Source organism: Variovorax sp. GW821-FHT09D05, from assembly GCF_059416325.1.
Window position 1 is genome coordinate 329,833 of sequence record NZ_JBWKOZ010000010.1, and the last position, 25,904, is coordinate 355,736.

Sequence of the window (25,904 nt, forward strand, 5' to 3'; positions counted from 1 at the left end):
ATCATGGGCTTCTTCGCACAATTCTTCTCGTGGCTCAACGGCCAACTCGCCAACTATGTTGGTACGCACTCGGCGCGGGTTGCATCCGCGATTGAGCCCGCAGCCGTAACACTCGCAACCATCTACGTGATGGTGTGGGGCTACCTCAGCCTCACCGGACGAATTCAAGAACCCGTCTGGGAGGGCGTCAAGCGGATCTTCACCATCGCAATCGTCCTCGGAGTCGGACTTCGGCTGTGGACTTACAACCAAGTCATCACGGATACCTTCTATCAAGCACCTGAGCAATTGGTGGCATCCATCGTCGGGGCTCCGACAGTCGTGAGCGTGATTGATCAAGTCTGGCTGGATGGAACAACGGTTGCGGAACAGTTGCTCAAAAAAGGAAGCGTGCTTGATAGCGACTTTGCGTTCTACGTCGCTGGCTTTCTGGTCTACCTGTTGGTTGGCCTGACCGTTGTCGTAACAGCGTACATGCTCGGCCTTTCCAAGGTGGCCATTGCAATCTTGTTGGCCCTGGGTCCGATCTTTATCGCCCTACTGTTCTTTGATGCAACCAGGCGCTTTTTTGAATCCTGGACTGCACAACTGGCCAACTACGCGCTCGTTGGGGTGCTGACCATGTTCGCTGCGTCGTTGCTCCTCAACGTTGTCAAGGCGTACGCGGCCGATGCGGCGGCGGCAGGTACCGGAATCACCATTGCCGCGAGTGCGCGAGTCTGCATTGCTTCGGCCCTCGTTTTCTTGGTAATGCGTCAAGTCATGCCAATCGCGGCAGGACTTGCGAGCGGCGTCGCGCTGAGCACCTATGGCGTTGTCAGCGGAATGCTCCGCTGGGGGCTCGGAGGCACCAAGCGAACCAGCTACGAGTTCAGCCGCGGCATGCTCGACGGCCTTCGGCGAGAGCCGGGTGGACGTTGGGATTCGTTCCGCCGCCTGGCGGGCAACCGCGTCGGTGCGGGCATGGCCTCCATCAGCGGCATCGGTACATCGCGACGCGGCGGCATCGTGCTTCCCAGGGAGCACGTCATGCCAGGCCCATCGCGCAATCGCTAGCGACAGATCCTGCGAATGCAATACACGACTGCGCTCTACGTGCTCGCCTTGCTGCTGACGGCCTGCGGTACTCGCCCACCTCTGCCGCCGGAATGCGAAGGGCCGCTCACGCCGATCAACGCTTCGGCTGAAGCTCCCAGCCCAGGAACGCGCAATGGCCCGGAACGCCGCCCTTGAGAACTATCTGCTCGAGGCCCAGAACTGGGAACTCGATCGTGCGCGTCGAGCGGAGCGATCGGCCAGGATCGCCTGGATCGTCGCCGCGGTAGCGGCCGTCATCGCGGTGCTCGCGGTTGCCGCCGTCAGCGGTCTCACGCCGTTGAAGCAGCCCGTTCCCGTTCTCATCCGGGTCGACAGCAGCAGCGGGATCGTCGACATCGTTCCCACCTACGAGGGCACGGCCGACATCGAGCAGGTGGTGACGCGCAACCTGTTGCAGAACTACGTGATCGCACGCGAGCGCTACTTCTATGGCACAGCCGAGGCGGACTACGAACTAGTCGCCTCACAGAATGCGCCCAGCCTCAACCAGGAGTGGGCCGCCCTGTGGGCCGCCGACAACCCGACTTCGCCTCTGAATGTCTACAAGGACGGCACCTCTATTCGCACGCAGGTGCGCTCGATCACATTCCTCAAGCTGGAAAGCGGCAAGGACAAGCTGGCCCAGGTCCGCTTCACCCGCTCTACGCGCGCCGGCGGCACCGGGGAAGAGCAGGCAAGCCACTGGGTGTCCACGATCGAGTTCGCCTATGTCCCGCCGTCGAAGGACGACAAGATGCGCTCGCTCAATCCGCTGGGCTTTCGCGTCATGGAGTACCGCCGCGAGCCCGAGGTCGCCACGATGGGCATTGCACCCGGCAGACAGGATGCGCGATGAGACTCCAGGATACGCATCGCACATTTCCGCTCCTGATCGGGTTGGCGGCGGGCCTGATGCTCGCTGCGCCGTCCGCACACACCGCAACCGTGCCCCCGATCGGCAAGATAGACGCCCGGGTACGAGTGGTCGCCTACAACCCCGACGACGTCGTCTCATTGCATGGCTACGTCGGCTATCAGATCCACCTGCAGTTTGCCGAGGGCGAGGAGTTCCTGAACCTCGGCTCCGGTGATAACGGTGCCTTCGATGTTGGTGCAGAGCGCAACCATTTCTTCATCAAGCCCAGGGAGGCGCGCGCCTCGACCAACCTGACCGTCCTCACCAACCGGCGGGCCTACCACTTCGATTACGTCGTTTCCGCCACCGCGCCTGCGGGCATGGCCGCCAGGCGCATGGTGTATTCGCTACGCTTCACCTATCCGGAGGACGAGGCACGAGCAACTGCAGCCGATCGGGATCGTCGCCAGACCGAAGCACACATGAAGGAGTGGGCGGCCAGCCGTCCACGCAACGCCGACTACTGGTTCTGCGGCAGCGAGTCGCTCAAGCCGGTGAGCGCCTACGACGACGGGGTGCAAACCCGGCTGCGTTTCCAGTCACGCTCGGAATTTCCGGCCATGTTCGTCCAGAACGACGACGGCTCGGAATCTCTGCTCAACTTCAATGTCGAAGAGGACGAGGTCGTCGTCCACCGTGTGGCGCGCCGACTTGTGCTGCGCCGAGGCCAGTTGGTCGGCTGCGTCGTCAACCAATCCTTTTCTGGCGGCGGTTCACACGTGCCGTCCAGCACCAGCGTGCCGGGTGTGCAGCGCATCACCACGGGGGACGGACCATGACCTGGCTGGACCGGTTCCGCCGTCCCCCGCCGGCCGATCGTCGGGAAGATGCCGACGCGCCGCAGATCGATCCAGGCACTGGAGAGGTCCTGGCCGTGCGACGAACCACAGAACCAAAGCCTGACGCCTCCCGCGCAACCACTGGGGACACGACAATCCAGGGTGAGCGCACCATCCCTTCGGTCAATCGTGAGCGCTCCATCCAGTCACGCATCAGTGGCGCTCTGGCGTTGGCGGCGATCATTCTGCTGGGCACCGGGTTCCTGTTCTGGTACTACAACACACAGTACGCCAGGACCCGGGAGGCCGAAGAAGCCGCGAGGAAGGCGGCCGCTGCACGCGCCGGCGGCGAAATGAAGGTGCCGCCGCTGGGCCGCATCAACCCGCCAACGGGCTCATCGGCCCCAACGTCCATCTCCGACAACCCGCCACCGCCGGGGCCGGCGAACACCGCCAACGCGGGGCCGCAACAGAAAACACCCGAGCAGATCGCACTGGAGCGGCAACTGGGCGCGCCGGTGCTTCGCCGGGCGCAGTCTTCGCAGGCGGCGAGTGTCACAACGCCGTACGCCTTCGCGGATCCGGCAACATTGCCGGACGGTGTTCCAGGCATGGCGCAGCTGATCGGCGCGCTGCAGGCGCCCAATACTGGTTCAGCGACTCTCAGCGGCAGCAGTGGCGGCCTCGCCGCCGGCCTCCGGCCTACCCCCACGCCGGAGGTTGCCGCCCAGGTCCTGCCTACACGCCGCATGCTGCTACCCAAGGGCGCATTCATCGATTGCACCCTGGAAACGGCCATCGACTCCACCTACGGGGGCATGGTCACGTGCATCGGCGCCAGCGACGTCTACGGAGCCGACGGCAAGGTCGTGCTGCTGGAACGGGGGACCAAGTATGTCGGCGAACAGCGCGGAACACCGCGCCAGGGACAGGGCCGTGTCTTCGTCGTGTGGAACGAAGCCCGCACACCCACCGGCGTCGTGGCCTTGCTGGCCTCTCCAGGCACCGACGAGCTGGGACGCAGCGGTCTCCCGGGCTTCGTCAACACCCATTTCTGGGACCGCTTCGGCACCGCGATCCTGATCTCGGTGATCGACGGAACGATGCAGGCCATCGCTGCCCATCAGCAAAGCGGCACAAGCGTCGGCGGTGGCGGTGGCGTGGTGCTCGCTCCACAGGGCAGCCGCGACGTCATCGCGGAGGTGCTGCGCAGCACCGTCTCGATCCCACCGACTGTCGTCAAGAACCAGGGCGAGCGGATCCAGATCCTGGTCGCGCGCGACGTGGATTTCAGGAGCGTCTATGCGCTTCGATCCGGCACAGTCAATCCTTGATCTCGAGCCTGGTGCCACAACGGGCAGCGGACAGGCGAAAGGAAAGCCTGCGCCTGTCGGTGCACCGGTGCAGCCGCCCTCATCACTCGCTCTCTTTCTCGGTCCGCTCGGCCGGCTGCTGGACGACCCCGCGCTCACCGAGATCTGCATCAACGAGCCCGGTGCGGCCTTCGTGGAACGGCAGTCCGGCTGGACGCGCGAGGAGCTTCCCTTCGCCAGCTTCGACTGGTGCATGTCCGTCGCCAAGCTCGTGGCCAACTTCACGCGCCAGCGCATCTCGGCCAGCGAGCCCCTCCTGTCCGCGACCCTGCCTGGCGGCGAACGGATCCAAGTCGTGCTGCCGCCTGCGACCCTGGACCGGACCGTCTCGATCACGATCCGGCGCCCGTCGAGCACCCTCTGGACCCTCGAGGATCTGGAGGACCTGTGCATCTTCGAGCCGACGCGCTGCGCGCCCGCGACCCCGACGCGGCAACCCGGTTCGAAGATCCCGTCGCCGGAAGATCGGGAACTGGAGGACCTCCTCGCACACAGGCAATTCGTGGCTTTCTTGCGGCGTGCCGTTCAGTTGCGCAGGAACATCCTTCTGTCCGGCGCCACCGGCTCCGGCAAGACCACGGTCAGCAAGGCACTGATCCTCGAAGTGCCTTCCGAAGACCGACTGATCACCATCGAGGACGTCAAGGAACTGTCGCTGCGCAACCAGCCCAATCATGTGAGACTCTTCTACTCGCAAGGTGCCCAGGGACAGGCCGAGGTCACGCCCGGCCAACTCTTGGCCAGCGCCAAGCGGCAGCGCCCCGACCGGGTGTTCGTGTCAGAGCTGCGCACCGGCGAAGAGGTCTACGACTACCTCGTGTCCGTGAACACCGGCCACCCCGGCTCGATCACCAGCGTGCATGCGGACAGCGCGGAGATGGCCTTCGTGGCGCTGGCGCAGCTGATGAAGCGCAGCCAGGCAGGCCAGGGCATGAGCACACGCGAGGGCGTGGAGCTGGCCCAGATGAGCGTGGACGTCGTCGTGCAATGCGCGAGGGACCGGCTCGATGGCCGGCAGCGGCGCATCGTACGGGAGATCTGGTATGACCCGGGCACCAAGCACCGAGGGCTTGCCTAGTCCTTTCAGGATCGCGGCCGCGCTGCTGATGGCGGCGGTGGTCGGCCTGTATGTCGGCGGCTACGCCTTCCTGATGGCCATGAAGCTGCCGCCGCAGAATGCCACGCCGCTGACCCTCCATCGGTACTGGGGGGCCTACGGCAAGCAGCCGGACGTGCGCCGTGCGCTCATCGCGGCGCTGCTCGGCTCCCAGGGCCTCATGCTGGGCCTGGTGGGTCTTGCCATGCTGCCGCGGCGCCCGCCGCTGCATGGCGCGGCGCGATTCGCCCTTCGGCGCGAAATCGCGAAGGCGGGCCTGCTGAAGGAGCAGGGCATCATCCTCGGCCGCCTCGGCCACCGTTACCTGGTGCTTCCGGGCCAGCAGGGCGTCGAGCTCGAGGCACCTCCGCGCAGCGGCAAAGGCGTCGGCGTCGTCATTCCCAACCTGCTGAACTGGCCCGGCTCGGCGATCGTCAGCGACATCAAGGGCGAGAACTTCATGCGTACGGCCGGCTTCCGCGCGGCCCACGGGCAGGAGGTGCATCTGTTCGACCCCCTGTCCGAGCGCGAATGTTCGGCGCGATGGAACCCGCTGGGCTATGTGTCCGAGGTGCCCTACCGCTGCATCGACGATCTGCAACGCATCGGTACGATGCTCTTTCCCGACCCGCAAGTCGGCGATCCGTTCTGGACCTCGTCGGCGCGCTCCCTGTTCCTGGGCGTCGCTCTGTACCTCTTCGAGACCGAAGGCGCAACGCGCACCTTGGGTGAAGTGCTGCGCCAGGGCATGGCCAGCGATGCCGAGGGTTTCCAGAAGCACTGGAAACGTGTGATCGATGCCTGCGAGCGCGCCGGCTATCCACTGTCGCAGGAGGCGGTGCAAAGCCTCTACGACGTGATCGACCTGGCACCGACCACGGCTTCCAGCATCCGCAAGACCTTCACCAGCCGCCTGGACCTGTGGCTCAACCCGATGATCGATGCAGCCACCTCGGCCAATGACTTCGACCTGCGCGACCTGCGCAAGCGCACGATCTCGATCTATGTGCAGATCAACCCCGACAACATCGCGCGGTTGCGGCCGCTGCTCAACCTGTTCTTCCAGCAGGCGATCGGCCTGCAGACGCGCGAGCTGCCCGAAAACAACCCGCAGCTTCGTCACCAGCTTCTGTTGATGCTCGACGAATTCCCCGCCCTGGGTCGCATCCCCGTCATCGCCGACTCCACGGCCTTTCTGCCGGGCTACAACGTGCGCACGGTGATCATTGTCCAGTCCAACTCGCAGTTGATCGAGAAGTACGGCGTCGAGGGCGCCAAGTCGATCCGCAAGACGCTGGCTGCACGCATCGTGTTTCCACCCAAGGAGTACGAGGATGCCGAAGCCATCTCGCGCGAACTAGGGACCTATACCGTTCAGCAGAAGAACGTCAGCCGCCCGATGTGGGGCGGCGCGGGCAAGACACCGACCGTGAGCGTGAGCGAGCAACCGCGCCGCCTGCTGCTTCCCCAGGAGGTCAAGGAATTGGACCCGGAGCGGATGATCCTCTTCCGCGAAGGCCTGCGCCCGGTGCTTGCGTACCGCATCCTCTACTTCCGCGACAAGTTCTTCGCCAAGCGCGAACTACCGCCACCGCCGGTTCCGAAGCTGGACGTGGACAGGTCTGGTCGGGTCATCCCGACCGCTCGGACGACGACGGACGACGAGGAGGACGCGCCCGACGCGAGTCGAGGGCCCATCACCAATGCCGCGCCACAAGGCAGCGAATCTGCGTCGATGAAAGAGGCTCGCACCATCGCCAGCGAAGTACTGAATGGCAACCTGAAACTGGATGACTTCTCGTTCGACTTCGATGACGTGGAGATCCCCACCGAAAAGCTCAGTGACGAGGATGTGAAGCGCCGAGCCGATGAATTCGTGTCGCAGATTCTGGATTGATGCCGCATCGAGCCGATTCGGCCGACCCCTGCGTCCGACATGACTGCACGAACAGTGAAAGGAGCCGCAATGTCTACAGACCATTCCTCCGATGACTCTCCAACTGGCGGCGCGGGCACGGCTTCGCCGGACTTTGCCGGCTCCATCCAAGGCGACGCGCCTCCCGCGGGCCACAGCCGCCATCGGGTACCCGACGCCATCGTGCGCCGCTACCTGCGCGTCGACAACCGCTACTTCTTTCCGGACCGCACACTCGCATTCATCGACGACGACGGCCGCATCCGTGTGCGGACCGAGAACCGCGAGGTACTCCACAGCGTCGTGGCCATCGTGGAAATGCGCGGCTGGAGGGTCATCGAGCTCAAAGGCACCGGGTCCTTTCGCCAGGGCATGTGGCGTGAAGCCGCCTTGCGCGGCATCCAGGCCCAGGGCTACAAGCCGACTCAGGCTGAAGTCCTCCAAGTACAGCGTGCGCGTGAAAAGTCGCGCCCCTCGCACGAGATGGAATCCGGTCAGGAGCCCGCATCACCGAACCGCGACGTGCCGATCGCGCGCGAAGGTTCCGTACCCGCCGAACCCTGTCGCAACTCCGATAGTTGTCCGCCCGACGCATCGCAAGACAATCGATCCCTGCACGACGGTCCTAGACCGCCTGTCAGAGGCATGCTCGTGGCGGCGGCCGCCGCACCATACCTTTTTGATCCCGCACAGCGAATGTCCTTCTACGCGACGGTTCGCACGGAAACCGGCGAGCGCACCATCTGGGGAGCGGACCTCGAGCGCGCGCTTGCCGAGTCGGCCTCGCAACCGCGCATCGGTGACGAGGTCGTTCTCACGCAGCATGGCACCCGGCCGGTCAATGTCCGCACGACTGCCCGCAATGTGGACGGCGAGCTGATCGGCGAGAAGAAGATCATCGCGCAGCGTGCCCGATGGAGCGCCGAAACACCCGGCCACATCCGCGCGATGGAGCACCGTGCCATACGCGTACGCAATGGAGAACTTCAGTCCAACGCGGGCCAAGACCCTGACCTCGTCACTGTGGCTGCCGGCCTCAAACTGGCCGAGCAGTACGCCCGGCGAGTGACCGGCGATCAAGCCTCCCAGCAACGCTTAGTGCAGGCGATTCGCGAACGGCTGGCCACCACTATGGAACAAGGCCGCTCGATCTACCTCCCAGATCACCGCCCGAGCCCCACGCCAAAGCACGTGCGCCAACGCATGGGTCGCGGCCGTGAGGACTTGATCCATGAACGCATTTAGACATCGTAAGGAGCCAGGCCTGAAGTTCGCTGCCCTGGCAACAAACCTCATGTCCGCGTTGCTGGCGTCACCCATATCCGCAGCCACGCAGGCGACTTCATGCTTGGCCGCATTCACGCACATGAAGGCCCTGCCGATGGTGCTGAACCTTATACGAGCCGTCCGCTCCACGCTCTTGGCTTCGGTCTACTCGTTCACCACCCGATCGGCGGCCACTTCCATGCGAGATGTCCAGCGCCGCAACATCCGAGTCTTCGCGGCGCACGACCTGACGGCGGAGACCGGCAGCTTCAACTCCCCGCCCACAGCTGCAGTACACAACGCCGAGAACGTGCTGATCGCGCGCAACACGCCAGCGCTCTTCGCCCAGTGCAGCGCAGCATGGTGGCGTCCGTGGGGCGAAGGCGCCGAACGGCCTCCAGTGCGCTGATGCACGGGGAGCCACGCAATCGCGCCGCGATGTCCCAGCCAATCCAACAGAAACCCCGAACGTCGATGAGCGCGTGGTCGATCTCGAATGGCTCACTGGAAGCACTCAAATGGGTAGGCCTGCTGCTCATGACAGGTGATCACGTCAACAAGTATCTGCTGCCCGAGACGAGCCCTGCCCTCTACGCACTGGGACGGCTGGTGATGCCCCTTTTCGGCTTCGTGCTGATGGTCAATCTGACACGGCCCGGGGCGCTCGAAGCAGGTGTGCACCTGCGCGTCATGAAACGACTGGCGATCTTTGCACTGCTGGCGACACCTGCCTTCGTTCGCCTGAACGGCTGGTGGCCATTCAACATTCTGGCCACCCTCTTCCTGGTAACGCTGATCGTCTGGCTACTAGAACGGGGCGGTTGGGTCCATTGCTGTGCGGCTGTGATCGCCTTTCTCTTCGGTGGCGCGATGGTAGAGTTCTGGTGGCCGGCATTGCTCTCTTGCCTAGCCGCTTGGGGATTCCTGCGCCGGCCCGGCATGCTTCGGCTGCTGTTGTGGGCCTTTGCGACGGGTTCGCTCGCCGTCGTCAACGGCAACTTCGCCGCGGTGGTCGCCCTGCCCCTGATCTGGGGAGCGAGCCAGGTCGAGACACCATGTCCGCGCAGCCGGTGGATCTTCTACAGCTTCTATCCGGCGCACCTCTCGCTCATTGCTCTCGTGCACCGGCAGACGTGAAAAGCCAAGCCTCTGGAGCGACAGATACTCGCGACTTTTTTCTTCTCGGCAGCCCTTCAGTGTCATCTCGGCGACTGGACGGATGTCTTGCCGCAGCGCCGACCCTGAATATCAATGATGCTGTAGCTGACCAGTCGCGCGAGCCACCTCGCTGATGCGCCGGGTCGGCCACCCAGCACCTCGCCGATTAAAGTTTCTCTCAGAATTGCCGATGAAGTGGATTGAGCGAGCGCAAATCGGCGGTCGCTCGTACAGTTTTCACAACCCAAGACGACGCATGTTCGGGACGAAACCAACAGCACTCATCAGAGATCCATGAGGCTTCTCGTATCCCAAACACTCACCTTTCTTGCAATCGGCTTGGTCAGCCTGGCGTCCCAAGCCCAACCCGCACCGATGGACCGGATTGAGATCGTCGTTCACAAGAACGGTCAGGTCTTTTCTGGACCAGTCGCACTGGGACTCGAAGAGTCAAGTGCAGCTTCGGCAAGGGTACTGACGGTTGGCCAGCTTGAAGTGACATGCAATGGTGACCAGCCTCGAAGTATCAAAGTGGTTGATCGCAGTCTCGGTGTTCGGCTGAATGCCAAACGCACCAAGGCTGAAATCCAGGTCGAAGTACAGATGTTGGACATCGATGAGCAGCATCTGCCTGCAAATGGCCGCATGGGAAAGTGCTCGGCCATGGCTCCCCCAGAACAGCGATCAACGAAGGCAAGTTTTTCAGTCCCGTCCGGCCCCGCTTCGACCACGCAGATGGAGGCGGACACTGACTCCGGTTTCCACGTAGTCGTCAACCGCACTCGCATGCGGTGATGATGTTGGCGGGTGCCGGTCAGACCTCCCCGTCATGTGTGCAGTACCGGAACTTGAGCGCTCGTCGGACCTTCGCGCCGGAGGCGAAATTGGTCAACCCGCAAGATAGCCCATCGCCAGCAGCGCAGGAAGACCTCATTTTGCGATGACTGGGCGACGGCTCAGCGGACTGGCTGGCCTGGTGTTTTGGTGTTTGTGCGCTCCAGCGCTCGGCCTCTGGCTTGTTTTCTCCAGCGATCGGCCAGTCGCCGCGTATCAGTCTGCACGGCCGGCATGCGTGCGACGAAACGATTCACCTGAGCCACCAGACCATCTTCTCCCTGTCTTCGCAACGCCTCAGCCGTTGTGCGCCAGTCTGAGATCACTGCCTGCCGAGTGCCCTGCATCGCCTCCTGGCCCGCATCGGATGCGCCCCTGCTCCTTCGCAGGACCTCGAACACACCCTCCAGCTTGGCACGCATGAAGGTTGATGTCTTCGGCTGCCGACGCTTCGCACGCTCGTCGGTTGACAATTTTCTGAACGCCCGAAGCACGCGGAGCCGATGATGGATCGCGTCTTTGTACGGCTTGCGGGTCTGCCCTCGCACCTGCCGTGGCGTCGCATTGGCCGCCACGCCCTGCTCGCGCATCAGCGCGGCGAACTGCTCGCGCCATTGCCGCAGCGTGTCCTTGCGGATGTACAGGCGCCTGCCTGGTTCGAACTCATGCTCGCACTTGACCACCAGGTGCACGTGCGGGTGCGACTGGTCGGTGTGCAGCACCATGGCATAGCGATGCTGCAGCGCGAAGTTCTCGCGCGCGAACCCGCGTGCCGCGGCCAGCACCTTCTGTGGTGGGGTAACGGCCGGCATCGACAGCACGATGTTGTGCACGAGCTTCGCCCGGGTGTCCTTCTGGCCCTCGGCCGGCTTGGGCTTGTACTGGCTTCTGCAAAGGTCCAGTTGCCAGTCGACCGCGATGTCCCTGGCAGCGCCCCGGCCCTGCAGGATCAGTCCCTCGTCTGTTTCCACCGGCAGCTTGCCGTGCCGGCCGATGTAGCGCAGGTGCGCTTCGACCCCGCCCACGTCCCGCCCGCCGCCGGAGACCTTCACCATCACCTCGGGCGTGCGACCCACCGTGCGCTGGATCTGCGCGATCTGGTCGGCTCCGAAGCGCAGCGTGCCACCGGGCCCTCGCCGGCCGTAGCTCACGATGTCCAAGGCCATGTCGCGCATTGCACCGATGGACCCGCGGCTGTTCCGACCGAGGCGAATCATCTGCTTAGGCATGGCTCAACTCCCCATCCGTCTCCCAGCTGATGAGGTTCTGGCGCACGACAGCAGCTGTCGCTTCACGCGCTACTTCGACTTCCCGCCGGGCCAGTGCGATCACCTCACTCAATTCGGAGGTCAGAGACATCGTCAAAGTGTTCGGCATGCCGAACATGCGAAGCTGCCGCCCGAGCGCGGCCAGCTCTGCGCAGGTCACTTTGAGCTGGTCCAGCTCTTTCGGAGGCAACGCCGCCGAGCGCCGAACGTGGTTGTGGACCAGCATAGCCAGGTAGCTGCCGGTCTTCATCTCACGGGCACGGGCCCGCTCTGCCGCCAACCTTCGATCGCCGTTGCGAAGCCGCAGCGTGATGCGATCCGATGCGGCGCCGTCGGCCGTCGAATCACGCGCCCCCGCGCTGTTGGTCTTCAGCACTTCGTTGACCATCTTGGCGAGCAGCCCCGACTCGCTCAGTTCGTGGCGCACGGCCAGCGCGGCAAACCGCGCCTTCGTATCGGGCGGCACCCGGGTCCCAATCACGCTCGACAGAGAGGTCTTGGTCATCGCAACGCCATGGCTGTTAACAATGTCTGACGGCAGTCTATCCTGCCCTCAACACCGCACAAGGACTTTGCCCCCGGAGGCTCACGCGCACGCCAAGCCTGCCGCACCTGCGACGCGCACACATGGTCTTCGCCGCCTCTTTGCCGCGACCGCACGGTTTACAGCAAGGCGGCTCTCGGCCTCGTGAGCCTCGGAGATCACTTCGGCGCACGACGTCGCCCTTCCCCACAGCCGGGCCGTACCCGCCCATCCTGGACTGGAGGTCCTGGACAGTGCGAGGAGAAGATCATGAGCAAGCAAGGAATGGATGGAGCGCCCGCGGCCACCGCGACGCACGCTCGATGATTCGAAGAAGGAGTCCACTGTCACTGATTGGAGCGCGGGCATTCCAATCGTCGGCACCTGCTGGCGGAACTGGACGAGACGGCAAGGGCCTGACGGACACCAGGGCCGGGCTGCGGGCCGGGGGACAGGGGATAGGTGCGCGCCGCCGAGGTCGTGCGCCCTCGATGTTCGGCATGCCGAACATCGAGGGAAGAGAAGGAAAGCAAAGGACTGGCAAGACGAGCGGGACGACTACGCCTCAGTCTCCCCGTGGGGCATCGCCGCCGTGATCACGCGCAGCGGCGCGGGCAGCCAGCGTGAGCCTGCCAGCCTGACGGCGCAGTGCGCCGCCGCATCGGCCTTCTTCATCCCGGCCATGGCCTGCGTGGCGTCGGTACCGGTCGCCTCCTTCACGGCCTCCAGCGCCTTGGCCTTGCTCACGCGCCCGAGATAGTTCGCGGCAGTCGGCGCCCACCAGTCGGCCATGTCCACGCCCAGCGCTTCGGCGATCGCATCGCTGTGATCGCGCTCGCGCTCCCGTCCGCTCACAGTGTCGATGCTGCGCGCCGTGCAATAAGCCAGCAGTTCGAGCAGCGTGCCCTCGTCCTGACCGAGCAGCCAGCCGAACACGGCCTGCGGATCGTCGGGGATACGCTCGCTCCATGCTGCGACCGCCAGTCCCAGCAATGCCCCGGCGGACGAGCGCGCGTAGTCGCTTGCATGCTCGGCCAGCGCGTGGTCGCTGGTCGCCCGGACGTGGACCTTCACCACGTCGTTGCCCCATCCGTAGCGGTCGAACACGGTCTCGGCCATGCGGTGCACCAGCGTCGCGAGCGCCACATGCGGGTTGCGCATCAGCGCGGCCTGCAGGGCGGCAGTGCGGTGCGCGGTCAGATCGCGCATCAGTCCTTCGCTGAAATCGGACCGCTTGCTGCGGGCATCGGGATCGGCATGGATCGATGCGGCCGCCGGCGATCCATCACCGCCGCCCTCTCCCGCCGCCTTCCTGTCCTCGGGCCGCACGAGGCCGCGATGTGCCAGCACCTGCCCGTCATGGTCGATGTGCAGCAGCACGCCGGTATGCGCCATCTGCGCGGGTGTCCACTGAAGCAGCGCGGTGCGCGCGACCTCGAGCCTGTCGTCGAGCGCATCCAGCGCGCTGGCCAGCCGCTGCTCCTCAGCCTCGTACGCGTTGGAAGAGGAGCTGCCGTCGCCGTCAACATTGCCATCGTCGTCTCCATCGGTGTCCGCGTCCTGCTGCGATGCCTCCTCGTTCCGGTCGTAGGCTTGCGAGAGGGCCGCGTGTTCGGCCTCCATCGCCTCGATGGCCTGCGCCTCCTCGGGCGTCGGCTCCCGCCGGACCTGGGTTTCCTGTCCGTAGCGGCGCAGCGCGAGGCTGTCGCCGACGGTGAGGCAATCCACCCAGCCCCAGCCCTCGGCCCTCACCTCCTCGGCAAGGCTCTGGAGCTTCTCCATGGCGAGCGTCTGCAGCAGCACCGGATCGTCCAGATAGACGGTGGCCGCGTCTTCCGCATCCGCGAAGAGGTCGCGCCGCACGGCACCGCCGCGGGCCTCGTAGGCCTCGATGCCCACGAACCGCGCGAGCCGGCTGTCGCCCGGGCAGGATTGCTCGGTGATGACGCGCCGCAGTGTCCACGCATCGCGGTCGTAGGACGGCAAACCGTCCCAGAGCGCTTCCTGCGCCGCGTGGTCCTCCACGAGGGCCAATACCTGCAACTGCTCGGGCTCGATGTCGCCGGTCCGGTAGAGCGCGAGAAACCGGGGCGCGAGGCGTGCGAGCTTCAGCCGCCGCTCGACGGTCAGCGTGCTCACGCCGAAGCGCGCGGCGACCTGCGCCGCGCTCAGGCCGTCCTCGACCAGTTGGCGGAAAGCCTCCATCTGGTCGGCCGGGTGCATGGCTTCGCGCCCGGAGTTCTCGGCGAGCGACACCGCCGCCGCGCGCGCATCGTCGTAGCACCTGCACTCCACCGGCTGCGAGGACGGCCAGCGGCCATCGGCGGCCAGCAGTTGCATTGCGCGCAGGCGCCGCCCACCGGCGACCACGGCGAAGCGGCCATCGGCCAGCGCGGTCACCGCGAGGCGCTGCAGCAGGCCCTGCGACTCGATCAGCGCTGCGAGCTCGGCGATGCCCTCGGGACTCGACGGCACCTTGCGCACGTTGGCCTCGCCGAGCGCGAGCCGGTCCAGCGGCACGAGCACATCGCGGCCTGTGACATCGACCGCATCGGCGGCCTGCGCGGCCTTGCGGTTTCCCTTCCCCGCCGGCCTGGCCTGGGGCGCCTTGGCAACGGCAGCAGGTTGCGGCGCAAGCGCGCCACCGCGCTTGCGGGACTTCGCGCGGCGCGCGGTGGTGGCCGTGGTGGTAGTGGTAGCAGTAGCAGCAGTCATTTCCGTGTTTCCTTTGCAGCATGGATGCGTTGAAGAAAGAAATGGACGAAGAGCCCTGCCGGATTCCTAGATTCGGAGCCCTTCGGGAAAAGGGTGGCGGATCGCATCGGCCGGGCATCCGGAGCCGGCCGCCGTCTTCCTGAGTTCTTCGCCCGGTGACGCCAGGCGGGGGCGGGGACGGGGGAGCAAGGGGGAAGCATTCGTCACGCGAAGCGTTATGAAGACCCCCTTGCAGGCGAAGCCGGTGCCCTGGCGCCGGGCCCGCACAGTCACCGCACAAGGCGAAGGACGCGGGAAGACGCCGGCCCCCTGCCACGGACCGGGGCGCACCGCCACCGCCGCGCGGCGAGCGCCCTCACCTGCCGCAGGCAGGTCCGATCAGGAGGATGTTCAGGGGGCGCCAGCCCCCGCGCCAGGGATGCGCAAGGCGGCCGCGGGCCGTCCCCGAGAGGGGATGAGCGCGGCGGTGCGAACCTGCAGCAGCCCGACGGCGGCGAGAAGCCGCCGGGGCGCTTGGGCCGCTATCTGCCATTCGATCTGCCATCTCTTTGCTCCGGCGAAGACATGCGCCCATGCATGCCGCAACGACACGATCGGGCACCTCCGCCGCGCGAGGAGGGACCGGGGTCGAGCCCAAGCGCACGCCCGATGGCGCAAGGCGTCCGACAGGCCGGTTGCCGCCGCAGGGACGTGGCTAGACTGAAGCACTCGATCAGGAATCTTTGGAGGAATTGGAGAGCGATGATGATGGGTATTGGAAGAATCTCGGCCATCGCGGTGGTGTGCGCGTCCTCGGTCTTTCTGGGCGCATGCGTGCAAGGACCGGATATCGTGGGTCGCACGCCCGCCGAGCGGCAGGCGGGCTGGGCCCGCAAGCTCGAGGTCACGAACGACACGTTCAAGGGCCTCACGACATTCAAGGGCGCGTACGTCGCCAGGAGCGGTTCAACAGCGCGCACCTGCGGGCATTCAGGTGACCAGGCCAGCGCGACGTGATCCAGCTCTACGTGCTGGCGTCATTCGAGGGCGGATGGCGCTACTACGACTCGGCCTACACGGAAGGCGGCGTCAGATATCCCGTGACCAGGATCGACACCGACGTCACGTCCTGCAGGTACGAGTGCACTTACTGGGAAACCGTCGGCGTGAGTTTCACCGGGGAGCCGCGGAGGAAGGCGACCGGCTCCCAGGGGCTGGTGGTCAAGGTGGCGGGCCGCGGGGGCGAGCAACTCGTCAAGCTGCCCGAGGACTGCGTGATCTCGTTCCTCGACAGCCTCGGCGCCAGCCCGAAGTCACCTCGCTGACCGCGCCCGCCCGGTGGCCGGCGCCTCGACGGCGATCGCCCCGGTGCGCCGATTGATCCGATCCGCGCACCACCGGTGTCTTTCCTTGCGATGTCCGGGAGACGCCGAGCATTGCGGCCCGCGCGGCTTCGGTATTCTCCGGACCCGGAGGGATTGCGATGCTGAAAAGCTATACGACTGACGGCCGATCGTTCGAGTTCGTCGAACCGGACGGCCACGGGTCCTCGGACCGAAACACATTCACGGTGATCGTCGGCAGAAACGGCACGGGAAAGAGCCGCCTGTTGAGGTCCCTGGTGATCAACCTGATCGGGGATTCCGTGGACCCGATCGCCTTCGCGAAGGAAGAGCGCCTGCGCTCGAACCTGGACTACGTCGGCACCGTCGACACCGTGCATCGCCCCTCGAAAGTCATCTGCGTCTCGACCAGCCCCTTCGACAGGTTTCCGCTCTTCCGCAGGGACTATGTCACCGACCGGTACAGCTACCTCGGGCTGCGCGGCCTGCCCAGCACGAACCTCGGCGTCGCCTACCTGTCGCGCATCGTTTCGGCCCTCATCGGTGCTGCCGCACGAAGTCGCGCGCAGGCTTCGGCCATCAGCAAGGTGCTCAGGTATCTCGGCTACGAGGAGGAACTGGAAGCGACGTTCCTTCCTCCGTCGGCGCGATTCCTGGAGGAGCTTGTTGCAGCGAAGCATCCTCAGGAATTCCTGTACGAGTACATTCAGCGCCCTTCACCGTTCCCGATTCACGACAGTCACCTTGTCGCACCGCGACAGCTGCTTGGGCTGGAGCCCGAGCAACTTTCTGAAGTCCTCGGAATCGCCGCGCGCATGGTCACACGGCTCCCGCGCGGTCGTGCCTACATCACCGTCGGTGCCCGCGGTGTCAAGGTAAGAGCGGACTGGGACTGCAGCCCGGACGAGGTCATCCTTCTGGCGAACTCGGGCTTGCTGAAGCACAAGGAAGTGGTCTTGTCCAAGAAGAGTTTCGGGCCATTTCTGCTTCACGAAGCCAGCTCGGGTGAGCAGGCGGTGGTCATGAGCCTGCTTGGCATCGGCAGCCAGATTGCCGACGGGGCACTCATCTGCATCGATGAGCCGGAAGTGTGCCTGCACCCGGAATGGCAGGAGAAGTACATCGAGCTTCTCTTCCGCACTTTCAACAGCTACCGGGGCTGCCATTTCGTCATCGCGACGCATTCCCCGCAGATCGTCGCCCAGTTGCCGGACGGGAACTGCTATGTGATGGCGATGGAAGACGGTGTCGCGCGGCGGGCCGCACGCTATGCGCATCGTTCCATCGATTTTCAGCTCGCGGAGGTCTTCAATGCGCCCGGCTACAAGAACGAATACCTGAATCGCATCGCCCTGAACGTCTTCGCAAGGGTCTCGAAGTCGAAGGAGCTGGACCCTCGCAGCCACGCCGACCTGGAGACGCTCAGAAGAGCCTTCCCCGAGCTTCGCCCGGACGATCCGTTGCGAGACCTCGTCGCTGCCCTGGAAGAGCTGGCCCGGACCTATGGCTGATCTTCCTCAAGCAGTCGCCTATTCCGAAGAAATGACGCAGCTCATCGCGAGCAAGCTCGCCGACCAGTCATTCACGCACGAGGACTGGGCAAGGGACGAACTCGAGGCGCTGCGCCACCACATCAGGGCGCACTACCGCAGGGCGCAAGTCGGAATCTGCGCGTACTGCAGGCAGTCCGTGTCTCTTCAGTCGGCCATGAATTGCCATGTCGAACACATCGCACCCAAATCGAAGTATCGGCATTTCATCTTCGAGCCCAAAAATCTTTGCGTCATCTGCGCCGACTGCAACGCGATCAAGAGAGAGCAGGAAGTTCTTCGGAATGAGCCCGACACGGTCGTGGGCGGCGAGGGCCGCAAACGCTACCCGCGCTCGTCCAACGCCTTCAAGATCGTCCACCCTCACTATGACGAGTACGAACGCCACATCAAGGTCGTCAACGGCGCCTACTACCTCGATCTGTCCAGCAAGGGGCATTTCACGATCGGCGCTTGCAAGCTGAACAGAAGGCTGCGGGAATTTGGATGGGAAGCGCCCTACGACGATGCGGACGTATCGGCCGCAGCCGAGAAGTTTCTGGGCACCAAGGATCCTCTCACCCGATCTGCAGCGCTGAAATCGCTGCAGGAAATGCTGATACTGATGTGACGCTGCCGCATCCGGATTTTCTGCGGCGTTCGGGCCCAGGCCCTGCAATCGGGACCTGCGCCAGTCGCGCCGTGCAAGCAACGAAAGGGCCGGAGACGAAATCCGGCCCTGCCGCGTCAGCCAGCGATGCGCTTGAGCGCGAGATCCCACAGGCCCGTGTTCAGCCGCACCGTCTCGCGAATGGCCCGGATGCCTCGGGTGTGCATCGCACGGCCCGTGGCGGTACGGCCGTCGAGGCCGCCGCGCAGCGTGTGCTCCTGGATCGCGTTGAACGTGCGCCAGACGTCGTCACCGACGTCGGCCATGCGCCGGCGCTCGAGCAGTTGCGCCGGTTGCACCGGCGGCTCGGCCTTGTCCGGGTAGCGCAGGGCCAGCGCCTCGCGCGCGAAGTCCAGCTGCTGCGCGCCCGACAGCACGGTGGCGCGCATCGCCTCCACGGCCTCGCCCACCCGGGCGAACTCGCCCGCGATCCGCTGCGCCGCATCGACCACCTGAGCCACCACGTTGCCGCGATGGCTCACGTGGACCAGCCCGAAGTCGCCGATCGCCGCGAGCATCCCGTTGGTGCACACCGGTCGGAAGAGCCCCGCCCTCAGCTGGTAGGCGCTGCGCCCGTCGTGCGAATTGATCAGCACGATCTCGCCGAGCACGTCGTCCAGCGAGAGGGCCTGCACCACCGGCTGGAAGCGCAGCATGTGCAGCGCATGACCCTCGCGATCTGCACGATCCGCGCCAGTGCCGCGCGAACGCGTCTGCACCGCCAACGTCGGCTCGAAGCCCGCCTCTCCCAGCGCCGCGACGATCTCGCGCGTGCTGATGAAGACGTACTTCGGCCCGGTGCATGCCGCGGCCTGCTGCGCGAACGCTGCCGGCGCGCTGCGCGCGAGCTCCTGCGGCGACAGGGACGTCCTCGCGGCGAAGACATGAGAGGAGGATGAAGAGGAAGAAACGAACGAAGCGGAAAGGGAAGAAGACAGCGTCATGATGAGCTCCTGGAAGAGAAACACAGGCAGGATTGCCTGCGTCGCCCCCGGCTCACGCGGCAGCGCAGCGCTCAGGGCCGCCGCAGGCGCGCGGCACGCGCCGAGCACGCACAGCAGGTGCGCGCGCAGGGCCTTGAACGCGAGAACCGCGTGATACCCTGACCCAACACAGGCAAGCCCTCCCCTGCCCCTCATCCTCTCCCCCTTCCCGCGCCCGCTGTCCGGACGAGCGCAACGTGGGCCCGGACCACGGCGCGGCCATGTTCGCCTGCCACCAGTCCAGGACCGGCGCCGAGGTGCACTGCGCCGGCTGGACCCCAGCCACCTCCAGCCCGGCGCGGACTGGCCTGCGCTTCACGAGAACTACGGCCAGGTACTCGAGAAGCTGCGTGCCGCCGCGCCTGCGAGCACCGCCATGACCGGCGACGGACATCAGGCTCAGGGCATGTGCCTGTCCCGGCACCGCTGAGTGCAGGGGCGCCTGCCGAAGGCCTCGGCGCATGGGCGTGTGTGTTGCGGCCGCGGCGGCAGACAGATTCCGACCGTCACGCAAGTCTTGAAGCCGCACTGGGGAGCCGGCCTGCGTTCTTGGAAACTGTCCAGGTACCCCTACCTGATCGCCTGTTTCAGGCATCCGGATCTCGTGGTCATGGTGGATGTGTCGCACACACGCGCCGACGACGTCGCCGCGCTGACCAGCTATCCTGATTCGCCTGAGCATGCCGGCTCAGGCGGACACAGTCCGTCTTGAGGCCCTGCAACTTGCTCAGCCCCGCGAAGCGCGGACGCGCAGGCAGTGTTCAGTATCTTCGGGGATAGGAACCGAGCAGCCGGAACTCCACATGCCGCGCCAGCAGCCTGGCGATCTGCGGCTGCGAGGCATGGCCCTCGACGTCGATCACATACCGATGTCCGTCCAGCGACTTCCTGCCCGGACGTTCGTAGATAGCGAGCACCCGGGCCGAACCCGCCAGCGCCTGCAGCGAACGCTGGAAGCCGGTCTCGTCGACCGTCAGCAGCAGGCTGGTCTTGTCGTTGCCGCTCGGCGCGGGCAGCGCATGCCCCAGCACCCACCAGCGCGTGGTGTTGTGAGGCCCTTCCTCGATGCCGTTAACGATCGCCGCCAGCCCGTGGATGCGCGCGGCGCTGGGCGGCCCCATGGCCGCCATGTCCGAAGCCGTCCCCTGCGCCACCAGCTGCGCCGCGGCGCCCGCGCTGGCGGCCGGCTTGCGCTCGACCCCGGGCATCTCCAGGTCGAGCCAGGGCTTCACCTCCTCCAGCGCCACGGGATGCGCGACGACCGTGCGGATGTCCTGCCTGCGGGTGCCAGGCCTGGCCAGCAGGCTGTAGCCCAGCGCCTTCGGGTACTCGGCCACCACGTGCACGCCCTCGAGCGCGAGCACGTCGTCCAGGTATGGCGTGGCCCCGACCACCGCGGTCGTGACGGGCACGCAGACCCTGTCGACCGTCTTCGCCTGCAGCGCCTCGAAGAGCGCCTGCCTGTCGAGCGCGACCAGGTCCGCGTCGCCGAACAGCTCCACGCAGGCCTGGTGTGTCCAGCTGCCCGCCGGCCCCAGGTAGCCGATCCGGGCACCGGCAGTGCAGATGCTCATGGAGAGCATGGTAATCATGGCGGTGAAGGTGACGGAAGATTTCATGATGGGCAACGGCAAGAGAAAGCGGCTGAGTGCATGAAGCACACGGACGCACGGCACATAGCTCACCGCAGTCCCTGTGGGGTCGAATGCCGCAAGCCCGCAGGTCTGCGACGGGGGAGGCCCGATGATCCGGGCGCGGGATGCCTCTCGCAACGCTTGCATGGCATGCACTTGCCGCACGCCGCAAGAAGACCGACGCCCCCGGGGCGCCAGGCCCACCGGCATTGCGCCGCGCGAAACCCGCGACAAGCCTCACACCGACTGGGCGGCCCGGCTTGCCGCGGCTGGCCCCCTCAGGCCTGGATGCGTCCCGCGCTGCGGGCCTCCTTCGCATAGGCACGCAAGCGCTTGTCCGCGCGGAAATGCAGGTCCTGCTCGACCGGCAGCCCCAGCATGCCGCGCAGCCCGGCCAGCTCGGCAAGGCTCACGCAGCCCAGCTCCGGAAAGCCCATCCCGAGATCGCACAGGCCGAAGGCGGTGTCGTGGTCCTCGGGGTCGATCTCGCTGAGCAGCCAGATGGCGCCCGCATCGGGCGTGAACAGCTTGACCACGGGCAGCGGATCGAAGTCCGCCTGCGCCCGCGAAGCCAGGCCGTTGGCCAGCAACTGGTCGAACTGCGCGTCGCTGAGGAAGGTAAAGATGGAAGCAGCCATGGCGTTCTCCTTGAACGGTTGCGGGCGGGATTGCCCGGCACCGTCGCGGACACGCCGCAGCGCAGCGGTCAGGGTTCGAAGACGGCCCGCGGGCCGCCAGCGCGCCGCACAGGCGCGCGCAGACCTTGACGGCGAGAACGGCGTGCCACGATGAAGGAGCCAGCAGCAAGCCAGCCCCACACATCACCACCGCCTCCCTCTTCTTTCTGCACCTCCCCCTTGCCCCCTCTCCTTCGGGTCGGCACGAGGCAAAGCGAGCGCGCCCGAGACCTGCAGAACAGGCGGGAGGCCTTTCGCGCCGTCTCGGGTTCAATCCAGGCTATTCTTGCCAAAATTTGCCATCGAATTTATCATCGCGCCATGAGCACGATGAACATTTCCCTGCCCGACACGCTCAAGTCCTTCGTGGACGAACAAGTCGAAAAGCGCGCATTCGGGACCAGCAGCGAGTACGTGCGCGAGTTGATCCGCAAGGATCAGGAGCGTCTGCATCTTCGCGGCTTGCTGCTTGAGGGGGCGGCGTCAGCGCCCGGAAAGCCGGCCGACACGGCTTACTTCAGGACGCTGCGCGACCGGGTTCGTGCAGCCGGCAAGCCGCAGGCCAACGCGCGCAAGTGACCGCCAGGGAGATCGTCCCCCGCGCACAAGCCCACGAGGACGTGGACGCGATCATTGAACACTACCTGAGCGAAGATGCCGAGCGTGTCGCGCTGGGCTTCATCGACGCATTGGAAAAGGCCTACGCGCACATTGCGCGCCACCCGTCCACCGGCTCGCCAAGGTACGCGCACGAACTGAACCTGCCGGGGCTGCGGTTCTGGCCTTTGACGCGCTATCCGTACCTGGTCTTCTATGTCGAGCGCGGCCCCCACATCGATGTGTGGCGTGTATTGCATGGCCAGCAGGACATTCCTGCGTGGATGCGGGTACCGGACGAGATCTGACAAGACCTGGTTCGAAGACGGCCCCCAGGCCGCCAGCGCGCCACGCAGAGGTGCCCGCAGGCGTTGACGGTGAGAAAGGTGTGCCACGATGAAGGAGCCAGCATGCCGGCCGACGCACCACCACTGTCGCCTTTTCTGCTCTCCTTCTTCGGGCGGCCACGAGGCGAAGCGAGCCGTGCCCGGGGCCTGCACCGCGCAGGCGTTCTCGCGCACCTGTGCGCGAAAGGAAAGCAGGTGCAGGATCCGGCACACGCGGGAGCCCGGAGGGTCGATGTCGGACAGAGCGCTGCATCGGCCCATCGAAGCTACTGGCTGGAGCCAAGGCCGCCATGGGCCACCGGACTGACTACGGACTCTCAACATTGTCGAGAGAAATTCCCTTGGCTTCACTCACACAGGCACAGGCGTCCGAGCAATTCACCCCCCACTCGCACGGGAAGTGTATGCGTCCGGAAAACTCATCTTGTGTGTGCTTCTCAGAGGCCGAGCTTGGTGCTGATGAGGGGCGCATCACAAAGATCCACCTCCTCGCATCGCTGGCGAGCAGCTTCAACTGCGGCCATCAATTCACCCGTCACTGCAGGATTCGACTGCCCACCCTTTGCAATTCGGTCGATGTCTTGCAGGACGGCTTCAATAGCAGTTGCTCAAACCGCCAAGGCTTGCTGAATCGGCTTGCTCATCGTAGAGGGGATCTTTGCCACGCAGCGATGGTGGCACTTCCTGGTCTTACGCTCTGTGTGCTACCTCACATGAGAACGGGAACGCGCGGCCGCGATTGACGAATGTAGGGAACAAGGTTGTACAGCCTAGCGATCGCCGCAGCAGACGCATCGGGTTGCCGGCATGCATCCAGGACCTCCGCCTTGAACTGCGCGCTGTGCTTGCGACGAGTCGCCCGCTTAACCACACCATCTATCGTGTCCACATCATTCATCGCGGACACGATGCCTGCCGACTCTCAGGCACTCAAGATGACTTCATCGTGCGCTTACGTATCAAGCTAATTTGAACTAGGCGCTTGCGTCAGATTTACCGACGTGGGTATCGAGTTCAATTTCAGGCAGCACGCAGTTGCAGCGTAAGCGAGCAGCCATCCCGTCTTGACTGCGGATAGTCTCCTGCCCGCAGGCCAGACTTTCGCTGCCGGCCAGGATCAGCCTTCAGCTCAGTGCGCGCTAATCCGCTGCCGCAATGGACGCGCTACAGCGTGGTGATCACACCGGCCTCGCCGACGAACTGCCAGGGCAGTCCCAGTACCAGCGCATCGAGCTGCGGCCGGCTCAGTGTCAGCGTTCCGTCGATGTTCTTGGGCCAGGCGAACTTGCCGCTGTTCAGCCGCCTTGCTGCCAACCACACGCCAATGCCGTCGTGCACGAGGACCTTCATGCGGTTGGCACGCCGGTTAGCAAAGAGGTAGGCATGGTGCGGACGTGCAGCACCGAATACCAACACGACCCGGGCCGGAGCAGCCTCGGTGCCGGCACGCATGTCCAGCGGTTGCACCGCCATCCAGATCGACTCGACGCGGATCAACGCAAGATCTCGCGAAGCCAAGCAGCGCTCGCCGCGGCGGCACTGGATGGCCAGTTCACGACCACTGTGCTCGCACCGCGCTTGAGTTAGATGCGAATGTCCGATGCTGTCGGCGAGGGCGTGGCGTCGAGCTGCACGGGCACGAAGGCGGCCTTGGCTTGATCCTGCGGCATGTCGACAGTCGTCTCGATCGAGTCGGTGCTGGGCAACCGTTGACCGCTTTGCTCGATCCATCGGCGCAACAGGTTCGCATTGATGCCGTTGGCCAATGCCACCGAGGCGATCGACACGCCGGGCCAAGAGCAGGCGGCGACCAGGTTCGCCTTGAACTCATCGGTATGACGACGCCTGCGGCGCCGATCTCCCTTCACCGTCTCGATAGTGTTCACGTGTCCGCCAAGAAATAAGTGGAGTAGTGAACACGATGCTCCTAGGCCCGCTGGCGGGAATCAAGATGAGTTGGCGGACGCTTACACCCGCTCGATGGCCAAGCCTTTGCAGCGCGCTTTTCAATCAAGGCCACTCCGGCAAGGATCTCGTGACGGCAGGAATGCGGGTGTCGATTGAATCTTGACAGTCGGTTCCCGGTCGGCGGCAGCAGTGCGCTGAGCGGGTATCAAAAATGGATGGGAAGAGTGTCGCTGGGGAGCTGGGTCGAATCCGACCCGATCAAATCCTCAGAAGGCGCTTCATCAAGAGTGTCGGGTAGTCTTGCCGATGTCCCGCAACGACATAGACGAATGTGTCATCGCCAATACGCCGGTAGACCAGCTTGTGGTGCGAGGTAAAGGCGTTCCGATATTCAAGGATGCCAACGGATGCAAGTTCCTGGACGGGTGCCCCAGTCAAGAAACCTGTCTCGACCAGCGCCAGTTTCGCGAAAATCTCATCTTCGGCCTTGAGCCAGTCGGCTTCGCTCCACTTGTCGAGCATGTACTCCTGAAGCGAGAGCAAGTCCTCCTGGGCATCAGGAAGAATGAAGATGGCCATTACTTGCGGCGCTGGCGAGCTGCGGCCAGTTGCGCACGGGACTCGGCAACGGAAATACCTTTGCCCTGCATGCGCTCTTTCTCACCCAAGGCGATGATTTTCAAGACGGCGATCAGCGATTCTTTTTCCTGAAACTGCTTGGCGCTTTCAATCACCATGCTGGCTTCGCCATTCTGGGTGATGAAGAAGGGCGCGCCGTTCATCTCCAGGTCTTCGGATATTTGAGCGGCGTGGCTTTTCAGGTAGGAGATGGACTTGATGTTGGAGATGGATGGCATGACGATCTTCGAGTGCCTTTGGGTCTGAATTTAGTACCGAATTTAGTTGATGTCAAGACGCGCCGCCCGAACGGCGGGCTGGCTTGTCAGCAAGATGGCAGCGCCCTGCACCGGCCACGAGCCGACGTGCCGCCGCCATTGCACAACACAGAGCCGCCGCGAGAGCCGGGCATGTGCAAGCACCGCCCATGCCCAGCCATGCGAGGCGTGCATACCCTGGCGTGCGCCGGTCGGGACCTCAGGCCTGGATGCGCCCCGCGCTGCGGCCCCCTTCGCGTAAGTGCTCATGCGCTTGTCGGCACAGAAATGCGGAGCCCGCTCTATCGGCAGGTTCAGCATCCCGCGCAACCGGGCAGGCTCCGCGAGGCTCACGCAGCCCAGCTCCGGAAAGCCCATCCCGAGATCGCACAGGCCGAAGGCGGTGTCGTGGTCCTCGGGGTCGATCTCGCTGAGCAGCCAG

The 25,904-nt window shown here is 65.0% G+C and carries 26 protein-coding genes and 1 pseudogene; 16 read left to right on the top strand and 11 right to left on the bottom strand.

Annotation, left to right across the window (positions count from 1 at the left end; translation table 11 throughout):
• Positions 1-3 precede the first annotated feature (3 nt).
• From AC07O3_RS26975 to AC07O3_RS27020, 10 genes are all read left to right on the top strand, one after another.
• Positions 4-1,056 carry a TrbL/VirB6 family protein gene (locus AC07O3_RS26975; RefSeq protein ID WP_093178924.1) on the top strand — a complete coding sequence of 351 codons (1,053 nt, stop codon included), beginning with the start codon at positions 4-6 and terminating at the stop codon, positions 1,054-1,056.
• A 154-nt stretch (positions 1,057-1,210) separates the two neighbouring features.
• On the top strand, positions 1,211-1,933 hold the full coding sequence (locus AC07O3_RS26980) for a VirB8 family type IV secretion system protein (RefSeq protein ID WP_093178926.1): 723 nt from the start codon (positions 1,211-1,213) through the stop codon (positions 1,931-1,933).
• Positions 1,930-2,772, top strand: a complete 843-nt coding sequence (gene virB9, locus AC07O3_RS26985) for a P-type conjugative transfer protein VirB9 (RefSeq protein ID WP_495340733.1) — start codon at positions 1,930-1,932, stop codon at positions 2,770-2,772. Before AC07O3_RS26980 ends, virB9 begins: the two co-directional genes overlap by 4 nt.
• On the top strand, positions 2,769-4,106 hold the full coding sequence (gene virB10 / locus AC07O3_RS26990; protein ID WP_495340734.1) for a type IV secretion system protein VirB10: 1,338 nt from the start codon (positions 2,769-2,771) through the stop codon (positions 4,104-4,106). Before virB9 ends, virB10 begins: the two co-directional genes overlap by 4 nt.
• Positions 4,075-5,223 carry a P-type DNA transfer ATPase VirB11 gene (gene virB11 / locus AC07O3_RS26995; RefSeq protein WP_093178930.1) on the top strand — a complete coding sequence of 383 codons (1,149 nt, stop codon included), beginning with the start codon at positions 4,075-4,077 and terminating at the stop codon, positions 5,221-5,223. The genes virB10 and virB11 overlap by 32 nt, the downstream gene beginning before the upstream one ends.
• The gene (locus AC07O3_RS27000) at positions 5,153-7,138 is read left to right on the top strand and encodes a type IV secretory system conjugative DNA transfer family protein (protein WP_256330974.1); all 1,986 of its coding nucleotides are present in this window, start codon (positions 5,153-5,155) and stop codon (positions 7,136-7,138) included. The genes virB11 and AC07O3_RS27000 overlap by 71 nt, the downstream gene beginning before the upstream one ends.
• 69 nt (positions 7,139-7,207) lie before the next feature.
• The gene (locus AC07O3_RS27005) at positions 7,208-8,401 is read left to right on the top strand and encodes an LPD7 domain-containing protein (protein WP_495340735.1); all 1,194 of its coding nucleotides are present in this window, start codon (positions 7,208-7,210) and stop codon (positions 8,399-8,401) included.
• Positions 8,402-8,504: 103 nt separating this feature from the next.
• Positions 8,505-8,831, top strand: a complete 327-nt coding sequence (locus AC07O3_RS27010) for a phospholipase D-like domain-containing protein (RefSeq protein ID WP_495340736.1) — start codon at positions 8,505-8,507, stop codon at positions 8,829-8,831.
• A gap of 65 nt (positions 8,832-8,896) precedes the next feature.
• Complete coding sequence (locus tag AC07O3_RS27015; RefSeq protein ID WP_256330975.1) at positions 8,897-9,559, top strand: TraX family protein; 663 nt, start codon at positions 8,897-8,899, stop codon at positions 9,557-9,559.
• 315 nt (positions 9,560-9,874) lie between these two features.
• Positions 9,875-10,375, top strand: a complete 501-nt coding sequence (locus tag AC07O3_RS27020; RefSeq protein ID WP_495340737.1) for a hypothetical protein — start codon at positions 9,875-9,877, stop codon at positions 10,373-10,375.
• 161 nt (positions 10,376-10,536) lie between these two features.
• On the opposite strand, the gene AC07O3_RS27025 is transcribed toward AC07O3_RS27020, so the two are convergent.
• The 3 genes from AC07O3_RS27025 to AC07O3_RS27035 form a co-directional block, all read right to left on the bottom strand.
• Positions 10,537-11,643 (bottom strand): relaxase/mobilization nuclease domain-containing protein, encoded by a 1,107-nt coding sequence (locus AC07O3_RS27025; RefSeq protein WP_495340738.1) that lies wholly within the window; start codon positions 11,641-11,643, stop codon positions 10,537-10,539.
• Positions 11,636-12,187, bottom strand: coding sequence for a hypothetical protein (locus tag AC07O3_RS27030; RefSeq protein WP_495340739.1), 552 nt, complete (start codon positions 12,185-12,187; stop codon positions 11,636-11,638). The genes AC07O3_RS27025 and AC07O3_RS27030 overlap by 8 nt, the downstream gene beginning before the upstream one ends.
• A gap of 576 nt (positions 12,188-12,763) precedes the next feature.
• Positions 12,764-14,920 (bottom strand): ParB/RepB/Spo0J family partition protein, encoded by a 2,157-nt coding sequence (locus AC07O3_RS27035; protein ID WP_495340740.1) that lies wholly within the window; start codon positions 14,918-14,920, stop codon positions 12,764-12,766.
• Between the two features lie 747 nt (positions 14,921-15,667).
• Between AC07O3_RS27035 and AC07O3_RS27040 the strand changes: the two genes are divergently transcribed.
• From AC07O3_RS27040 to AC07O3_RS27055, 4 genes are all read left to right on the top strand, one after another.
• Positions 15,668-15,916, top strand: a complete 249-nt coding sequence (locus AC07O3_RS27040; protein ID WP_495340741.1) for a hypothetical protein — start codon at positions 15,668-15,670, stop codon at positions 15,914-15,916.
• Positions 15,913-16,224, top strand: a complete 312-nt coding sequence (locus tag AC07O3_RS27045) for a hypothetical protein (protein WP_495340742.1) — start codon at positions 15,913-15,915, stop codon at positions 16,222-16,224. Before AC07O3_RS27040 ends, AC07O3_RS27045 begins: the two co-directional genes overlap by 4 nt.
• Before the next feature lie 158 nt (positions 16,225-16,382).
• Positions 16,383-17,753, top strand: coding sequence for an AAA family ATPase (locus AC07O3_RS27050; RefSeq protein WP_495340743.1), 1,371 nt, complete (start codon positions 16,383-16,385; stop codon positions 17,751-17,753).
• A 31-nt stretch (positions 17,754-17,784) separates the two neighbouring features.
• Complete coding sequence (locus AC07O3_RS27055) at positions 17,785-18,402, top strand: HNH endonuclease family protein (RefSeq protein WP_495340744.1); 618 nt, start codon at positions 17,785-17,787, stop codon at positions 18,400-18,402.
• Between the two features lie 116 nt (positions 18,403-18,518).
• Here the strand turns inward: AC07O3_RS27055 and AC07O3_RS27060 are convergent, their stop codons facing one another.
• The 3 genes from AC07O3_RS27060 to AC07O3_RS27070 form a co-directional block, all read right to left on the bottom strand.
• The gene (locus AC07O3_RS27060; RefSeq protein ID WP_495340745.1) at positions 18,519-19,385 is read right to left on the bottom strand and encodes a DUF932 domain-containing protein; all 867 of its coding nucleotides are present in this window, start codon (positions 19,383-19,385) and stop codon (positions 18,519-18,521) included.
• Positions 19,386-20,185: 800 nt separating this feature from the next.
• On the bottom strand, positions 20,186-21,007 hold the full coding sequence (locus AC07O3_RS27065; protein WP_495340755.1) for a prephenate dehydratase: 822 nt from the start codon (positions 21,005-21,007) through the stop codon (positions 20,186-20,188).
• Between the two features lie 329 nt (positions 21,008-21,336).
• Positions 21,337-21,696, bottom strand: coding sequence for a DUF2958 domain-containing protein (locus AC07O3_RS27070; protein WP_093178947.1), 360 nt, complete (start codon positions 21,694-21,696; stop codon positions 21,337-21,339).
• A 360-nt stretch (positions 21,697-22,056) separates the two neighbouring features.
• On the opposite strand from AC07O3_RS27070, the gene AC07O3_RS27075 reads away from it, so the two are divergent.
• The gene (locus AC07O3_RS27075) at positions 22,057-22,314 is read left to right on the top strand and encodes a type II toxin-antitoxin system ParD family antitoxin (protein ID WP_495340746.1); all 258 of its coding nucleotides are present in this window, start codon (positions 22,057-22,059) and stop codon (positions 22,312-22,314) included.
• The gene (locus AC07O3_RS27080; RefSeq protein WP_495340747.1) at positions 22,311-22,640 is read left to right on the top strand and encodes a type II toxin-antitoxin system RelE/ParE family toxin; all 330 of its coding nucleotides are present in this window, start codon (positions 22,311-22,313) and stop codon (positions 22,638-22,640) included. Before AC07O3_RS27075 ends, AC07O3_RS27080 begins: the two co-directional genes overlap by 4 nt.
• Before the next feature lie 1,203 nt (positions 22,641-23,843).
• Here AC07O3_RS27080 and tnpB read toward each other — a convergent pair.
• The 5 genes and pseudogenes from tnpB to AC07O3_RS27105 form a co-directional block, all read right to left on the bottom strand.
• Positions 23,844-24,197, bottom strand: coding sequence for an IS66 family insertion sequence element accessory protein TnpB (gene tnpB, locus AC07O3_RS27085; protein ID WP_495340748.1), 354 nt, complete (start codon positions 24,195-24,197; stop codon positions 23,844-23,846).
• 65 nt (positions 24,198-24,262) lie between these two features.
• On the bottom strand, positions 24,263-24,565 hold the full coding sequence (locus AC07O3_RS27090) for a transposase (RefSeq protein ID WP_495340749.1): 303 nt from the start codon (positions 24,563-24,565) through the stop codon (positions 24,263-24,265).
• 280 nt (positions 24,566-24,845) lie between these two features.
• Positions 24,846-25,166: a type II toxin-antitoxin system RelE/ParE family toxin gene (locus AC07O3_RS27095; protein WP_093180169.1), complete on the bottom strand. Its 321-nt coding sequence runs from the start codon at positions 25,164-25,166 to the stop codon at positions 24,846-24,848.
• Positions 25,166-25,444 (bottom strand): type II toxin-antitoxin system Phd/YefM family antitoxin, encoded by a 279-nt coding sequence (locus tag AC07O3_RS27100; RefSeq protein ID WP_093180171.1) that lies wholly within the window; start codon positions 25,442-25,444, stop codon positions 25,166-25,168. Before AC07O3_RS27100 ends, AC07O3_RS27095 begins: the two co-directional genes overlap by 1 nt.
• A 252-nt stretch (positions 25,445-25,696) precedes the next feature.
• Positions 25,697-25,904 (bottom strand): annotated as a pseudogene (locus AC07O3_RS27105) (DUF2958 domain-containing protein); the annotation flags it as partial.